Origin of the sequence: Paraburkholderia sp. (assembly GCF_036488795.1) — a bacterium.
Lineage (GTDB): Bacteria > Pseudomonadota > Gammaproteobacteria > Burkholderiales > Burkholderiaceae > Paraburkholderia.
This window is the reverse complement of the sequence record NZ_DASXHA010000068.1, coordinates 20788-27490: the sequence shown is the minus strand read 5'-3', so window position 1 is coordinate 27490 and position 6703 is coordinate 20788. Positions and strand designations below refer to the sequence as shown.

7 protein-coding genes are annotated in these 6703 nt (G+C 63.2%); 6 read left to right on the top strand and 1 reads right to left on the bottom strand.

The features are described 5' to 3' along the window. Nucleotides 1–115 precede the first annotated feature (115 nt). The 6 genes from VGH41_RS09465 (at nucleotide 116) to VGH41_RS09440 (ending at nucleotide 5879) form a co-directional block, all read left to right on the top strand. On the top strand, nucleotides 116–622 hold the full coding sequence (locus VGH41_RS09465) for a GNAT family N-acetyltransferase (protein ID WP_074264658.1): 507 nt from the start codon (nucleotides 116–118) through the stop codon (nucleotides 620–622). 49 nt (nucleotides 623–671) lie between these two features. Next, a complete protein-coding gene (locus tag VGH41_RS09460; RefSeq protein WP_331597127.1) occupies nucleotides 672–1463 on the top strand; it encodes a TatD family hydrolase in 792 nt (263 codons plus the stop codon). 52 nt (nucleotides 1464–1515) lie between these two features. Further along, nucleotides 1516–2259 carry an ankyrin repeat domain-containing protein gene (locus tag VGH41_RS09455; RefSeq protein ID WP_331597126.1) on the top strand — a complete coding sequence of 248 codons (744 nt, stop codon included), beginning with the start codon at nucleotides 1516–1518 and terminating at the stop codon, nucleotides 2257–2259. Nucleotides 2260–2377: 118 nt separating this feature from the next. After that, nucleotides 2378–2740, top strand: coding sequence for a Rap1a/Tai family immunity protein (locus VGH41_RS09450; protein WP_331597129.1), 363 nt, complete (start codon nucleotides 2378–2380; stop codon nucleotides 2738–2740). Between the two features lie 256 nt (nucleotides 2741–2996). Next, complete coding sequence (otsA, locus tag VGH41_RS09445) at nucleotides 2997–4406, top strand: alpha,alpha-trehalose-phosphate synthase (UDP-forming) (RefSeq protein ID WP_331597125.1); 1410 nt, start codon at nucleotides 2997–2999, stop codon at nucleotides 4404–4406. Between the two features lie 402 nt (nucleotides 4407–4808). Further along, entirely contained in the window at nucleotides 4809–5879 is a 1071-nt protein-coding gene (locus tag VGH41_RS09440) for a glycosyltransferase family 4 protein (protein ID WP_331597124.1), read from the top strand. A 138-nt stretch (nucleotides 5880–6017) separates the two neighbouring features. Here VGH41_RS09440 and VGH41_RS09435 read toward each other — a convergent pair whose 3' ends face one another. Further along, on the bottom strand, nucleotides 6018–6605 hold the full coding sequence (locus VGH41_RS09435; protein WP_331597123.1) for a BPSL1445 family SYLF domain-containing lipoprotein: 588 nt from the start codon (nucleotides 6603–6605) through the stop codon (nucleotides 6018–6020). Between the last annotated feature and the right edge of the window lie 98 nt (nucleotides 6606–6703).

Sequence of the window (6703 nt, the reverse complement as noted above, 5' to 3'; positions counted from 1 at the left end):
GCGGCCCTGGCCGCGGCGTAGCGCAATGACACGCGATTCGCGGCCCGGCTAAGCCCCGATTGCACCTGTCCATACCTGACTTTTTTCAGAACCACCACCCGACACACCCGCCATCATGAGCCTTTCGTACCGCGACGCCACACTCGACGATCTGCCCGCCATCGTCGCCATCTACAACTCGACCGTGCCGTCGCGCCTGGTCACCGCAGATCTGGAGCCGGTGAGCGTCGAGAGCCGGCTCGCCTGGTTTCACGCCCATGGTCCGGAAAAGCGGCCGCTGTGGGTGGTGGAAGACGGCGACCGGATCATCGCGTGGCTGAGCTTTTCGGATTTTTACGGCCGCCCGGCCTATCTGCGGACGGCCGAGGTCAGCATCTATCTGGACGAAGCAGCACGCGGCAAAGGACTCGGCAAGCAGTTGCTGGCCGAGGCACTGTCGGCCGCGCCGGGGCTCGGCATCCATACCGTACTGGGCTTCATTTTCGGCCACAATGAAGCGAGCCTGCGCCTGTTCCGCGGCTTTGGCTTTGGCGAGTGGGGTGCGCTGCCGCGCGTCGCGGTGCTGGACGGCATCGAGCGCGACCTGTTGATTCTCGGCCGGCGGATCGATTCCGCTGCCTGATGCACGCTGGCTGGCCCCACACCCATTCGATTCACCGCAGGACACCACCATGTTTGTCGATTCGCACTGTCACATCAACTTCGAAGGACTCGGCGACCGCCTCCCGCAGGTCATCGAGAACATGCGCAGCCACTCGGTCACGCATGCGCTGTGCGTGTCCGTCGACCTCGAAAGCCTGCCGTCCGTGCTGGCGGTTGCCGAGGCGTACGAGAACGTCTTCGCTTCGGTCGGCGTACACCCCGATCATGAGGATGCCCAGGAGCCGAGCGTGGCCGAGCTGGTCGAACTCGCCAGACATCCCAAGGTGGTGGCTATCGGCGAGACGGGCCTCGACTACTACCGCCTCGAAGGCCGCACGATCGCGGATATGGAATGGCAGCGCGAACGCTTTCGCACGCACATCCGCGCAGCGCACAAGACCGGCAAACCGCTCATTGTCCACACCCGTTCGTCCGCGCAGGATACGCTGCGCATCATGGCCGAGGAGCGCGCGAGCGAGCCGGGCGGCGTGATGCATTGCTTCACCGAACCGTGGGCGATTGCCGAGCAGGCGCTGGCGCAGAATTTCTACATTTCACTTTCAGGCATTGTCACGTTCAAGAGCGCGGTGGACGTGCAGGACGTTGCGCGGCGCGTGCCGCTCGAGCGTTTGCTGATCGAAACCGACTCACCGTACCTCGCGCCGGTGCCGTATCGCGGCAAGCCGAATGAACCTGCGTACGTAAGTTATGTCGGACGCTTCATCGCTCAACAACGCGACATGCCGGAGGCGGCCCTGGCCGCCGCCACCACGGACAACTTCTTCCGGCTCTTCAGGATTCCCGCGCCAGCCGGCGCTTGAGTCTTGAATTTCAATCTTATCAACAGGATACGGACGACTCCTAAAGCCAAATATGAGCTATAACTTGACGCAAACTTCGACACAGACTCCTTCGGAAACGCCCTTGGCGGCACGCGCCCGTGGCTTCGCGGCGCTGCGCCGCGGGGCTGTGCGCCTCGCGCTGGCGGGCGGCGTAGCCTGCGCCGCGCTGGCCGCCTTGCCGGTTCAGGCCGCGCCCGCCGACACGATGATCAAGGCCGTCAAGTTCGACGACGTCAAGGAAGTGAACAAGCAGTTGTCGAACGGCATGGATCCGAACATGACCGACGACCAGGGCATGCCGCTCCTCGTGCTCGCCGCGCGCGAGAAATCAGACAAGGTCGCGGCGGCACTGGTTGCCAATCCGAAGACCAATATCGAAATCCAGGACAAAGCCGGCGAAAACGCGATGATGCTGGCCGCGCTGAACGGCGACATGAATATGGTGCAGTTGCTGATCGGCAAGGACGCCGAAGTCAACAAGAAGGGCTGGGCGCCGCTGCACTATGCGGCGGCCAACGGGCATGACGACATCGTCAAGCTGCTGCTCGACCATTCGGCCTATGTCGACGCCGGTTCGCCGAACGGCACCACGCCGCTGATGATGGCAGCGCGCGGCGGCCATGTGTCGACCGTGAAGCTGTTGCTCGACAACGGCGCGGACCTGAACGTGAAGAATCAGATCGGCATGAACGCGCTCGATTTCGCCAGGCAATACAAGGAACCGGATGTGGTCGAAGGTCTGACGGCGCGCATGCAGCAAATGCAGCAGAAGTGAGCCCGACGGCATGCCTCGCATGCCGGAAACAGTGCAGAATAACGGCTACGGCGCGCTCTGGAGCGCGCCGTTTCCATGCGGCATCAGACCGCTCGATAATTACCATGGAAGGATCACCATGCTGCGGGTTTTGATTTGCGCCAGCGCACTTGCCGTACCGGTCTCGGCATTCGCGTTCACGGCAGACGACCTCAACAGGCTGTGCGAGAAAACGGATGTGGCGTCGCGTAGTGCGTGCGCGGCGTATATCGAAGGCGCGGCGGACGGCGTCTTCAATACGATCGACGCGATTGGCGGCACCACCGGCCCGCGCGTCGGCCAGTATTTTTGCCTGCCGCCCGAGGCCCGTTCGCAGCAACTGACGGACGCGGTGCGCAAGTACATCGCCGAGAATCCGAACGTGGCCGGCTATAACGCCAGTACGGCAATTTCGCTGGGACTGGGCAAGGCGTTTCCTTGCCGCAACGAGAACGGTAGCTAAAGCGTTGCAAGACGCGCGGGTGTAGTCCCGCGCGCGCCCGGTTGCAACTGGACGCACCATGCGTTCGGCGCGGGCAGCGTTTGCCGCCCGCCTGTTCGGCGGCGCCCGGCAACTCACGGCACCAGGCGTCGCAGGCCGGCGCCTGTTCGACAGCGGTGCAACTGATCCCTTCCTCGGCCGGTCGAACTAACCATTCCATCAAGGCGAACCTTGGGCGGCGCGGCGTGCGCTACCCGCATCGAGGAGGGCAACAGACATGGGCCGACTGATCGTCGTGTCGAATCGTGTGGCTACACCGACAGAAACCAAAGGATCGGCGGGGGGACTGGCGGTCGGCGTATTCGGCGCATTGAAGGACGCCGGCGGCGTCTGGTTTGGCTGGAGCGGTGACGTCGTCAGCGAAACCGTGGCCAATGCCGGGCCGACGCTCGAACAGGAAGGCGCGGTCACGTTCGCCACCGTCGGACTGACGCGCAAGGACTACGACCAGTACTATCGCGGCTTTTCCAACGCGACACTGTGGCCGGTCTTTCACTACCGCAACGACCTCGCGCGCTACGAGCGCGACGAGTACGCAGGCTACCGGCGCGTCAACGCGTGGCTCGCGCACCGGCTCATCAAGCTGCTCGAACCGGACGACGTCATCTGGGTCCACGACTATCACCTGATTCCGTTCGCCGAAGCCTTGCGCAACGAGGGTGTCACGAACCGCATCGGCTTTTTCCTGCACATTCCGTTTCCGTCGCCACAAATCCTGCTCAACATTCCGCCGCACGAAGAGCTGGTGAAGTCGCTGTGCTGCTACGACCTGCTGGGTTTCCAGACCGCCACCGACCAGCAGGCTTTTCACGACTATCTGACGCGCCACGCGCGCGGCACCGTCACGGCGGACGGCCATGCCGAAGCGTTTGGGCGCAAATTGCGCACGGGTGTCTACCGGATCGGCGTGTTTCCGGATGAGATCGCCGAACAGGCGCAGCGTTACGAGAGCCGCCAGCACGTGCTCGACCTGAAGCAAAGCCTGGAAGGGCGCAAGCTGATCATGAGCGTCGACCGGCTCGATTATTCGAAAGGTCTGGTCGAACGTTTCCGTGCGTTCGAGCATCTGCTGGAGCGTTCGCCCGAATGGCGCGGCAATGTCACGCTGGTGCAGATTGCGCCGCCCACGCGCTCGGACGTCGCCACCTACCAGCAGATCCGCCAGGATCTCGAATACGAAGCGGGGCGTATCAACGGGCGCTATTCCGGGCTCGACTACACGCCGATCCGATATCTGAACCAGCGCTATGACCGCTGGAAGCTGATGTCGCTGTTCCGCGAGTCGCAGATCGGCTTTGTCACGCCGTTGCATGACGGCATGAACCTCGTCGCGAAGGAATATGTGGCCGCGCAAAATCCCGACGACCCGGGCGTGCTGGTGCTGTCGATCTTCGCCGGCGCCGCCGACGAGCTGACGGGCGCGCTGCTGGTGAATCCGCATGACGCCGTGGGCATGTGCGAGGCGCTGCAACGCGCGCTGTCGATGCCGCTCGAAGCACGGCAGCATCGTCACGAGATCAACATGGCTGCGTTGCGCAAGAGCGACCTCGGCGTGTGGCGCGACTCGTTCATGCATGACCTGCGCAGCGTGCCGCTCAGCCAGCCCGGAGCGGGGCGGCGCCGCTGACCGGCACAAGCGGGTTCGGCGTACACGCTTCGTTCACACCGGACGCTTGGCGGATGTTTCCCGTTTGTAACAGCGCAAAGGAATTGAAAGGATAGGGGCTTTTTCGATCGCGATCGGCAATAATCGCACTTCATGACAGATCAGCGTCACAAATGAGCGATGGCAGACAAGCCATCGCCGATCAGCAGCGTAAGCTGGCGCGCGCCGGGTGCATTTCCCGTGCGCAGGCAGGGCAAAGGCCGCGTTAAGACGAGCGCAAGGCGCCGGCTCGCTGCATTGATTGGAGACACTGGCGCTGGCATACTCGTGCGCCGCTGCGCCTGGCCTTGACGGCGCGGGCTCCCTGGAACGCAGCCGGGAGAAGCGCCCGGGGCCACGGCGTCAGTTACATGGAGACAGATAATGAGGATTGCGCAGATCGCCCCCTTGACCGAATCGGTGCCGCCCAAGCTGTACGGCGGGACGGAGCGCGTCGTGTCGTACATCACCGAAGCGCTGGTGGACCTTGGTCATGACGTCACGTTGTTTGCGAGCGGCGATTCAGTAACCAGCGCCAGGCTCGAAGCGGTCTGGCCGCGCGCGCTGCGGCTCGATCCGGGCATTCGCGACCGGATCGCACCGCACATGCTGCTGATGGAACTGGTGCGCCGTCAGGCCGACCAGTTCGATGTGCTGCACTTCCACATGGACTACTACTCGTTTTCGGTGTTCAAGCGCCAGGAGACGCCGTTCGTGACGACGCTCCACGGCCGCCTCGACCTGCCTGAGCAACAACCGGTGTTCGACACGTTCAACACTGCGCCGGTGATCTCCATTTCGAATTCACAGCGTCAGCCGCTTCCACAAGCCCGCTGGCTCACAACCGTGTATCACGGGCTACCCGAACAGCTCTATACGCCGCAGCCGGTCGAGCCGCGGTATCTCGCCTTTCTCGGCCGCATCTCGCCGGAAAAGCGCGTGGATACGGCGATTCGCATCGCCGGCCGCTGCGGCTTGCCGATTCGCATTGCGGCGAAGGTCGACGCGGCCGATCGCGAATACTTCGAGCGCGATATCAAGCCGTTGCTACAGCTGCCGTATGTGGAATTCATCGGCGAGATTGCCGATGATCAGAAAGCCGAATTTCTCTCGGGCGCCCATGCACTGTTGTTCCCCATCGACTGGCCTGAACCGTTCGGCCTCGTCATGATCGAGGCAATGGCCTGCGGCACGCCGGTGATCGCCTTCAATCGCGGCGCCGTGCCGGAAGTGCTGGAAGAGGGCGTGACGGGCTTTATTGTCGAGGACGAGATCGGTGCGGTGGCAGCGGTGAACCGGCTGAACAAGGTCCCGCGCGCAGGCGTGCGCAAACGCTTCGAAGAGCGTTTCACGTCACACCGGATGGCACAGCAGTACGTCGACGCGTATCAGTCGGTGATTCGCGCGCAGAAGCGTTCGCGCTTCAAGGTGATCGACACGTCCGCGCCGCGCTGAAGCTCGCAGCGGGCGTGGCCCGTGCGGGGAGGCACGAACTGTGGGCGCATATGAAAAACGGCGCTGCAAGATGCAGCGCCGTTTCGTTTTTGCGGCGGAGGCTTCCGAAGTGCATCTGGAAGCCTCTGTCCCACGCGCCTAGATCTTCAGGCGCGAAACCTTGGTGCCGTTGACCGAAATATCGCCCATCAGGCCGGCGTTCGTCATGACGAACACTTCGACCGGTGCGGTGGCCGTGGTGGTGTCGATCGCGCCGTTGGCACCCAGCTTGATCAGCGCAACCGACGCGTCGCCGCCTGCCGACCATCCGTCGGTATTGCGGAATTTGTCGAGGGCATCCTGGGTCATGAACAGGAAGATGATGGCCTTGGATTGCGCGCCGGCCTGCAGGCCGAACGAACCCGACACGGTGCTGTAGTAGCCCACCGTGCTGCCACCCACCCGTAGCGAACCTTCGCCATACTGGCCGCCCACGATCAGGCCCGCCTGGATGACCGACGGGAATACGAGCACGCCACGCGCCTTCGACACGAGCTCACGTGAACCGGGCACCGTCTGGAAGAGGCGCGACATCGTGCCGTCGACGCTTGCGTCGATCGACTGGCGCTTCGACATATCGGTCGCCGCATTGTCAGGGGTGCCCGAGGAGGTGGTGCAGCCAGCGAGTACAAGTCCTCCGAACGCGAGCGCAGCAGTAGTCTTCAACATGAAGTTTCGTCTTTGCATCGTTTTTCTCCGTCGTGGTTCCTGGATGCAACCTCCTGGTTCTGCCAGGTTGCTGGTTGAGTTATATCACACGAACGCGTAAAACGCGCGTTCGCGCC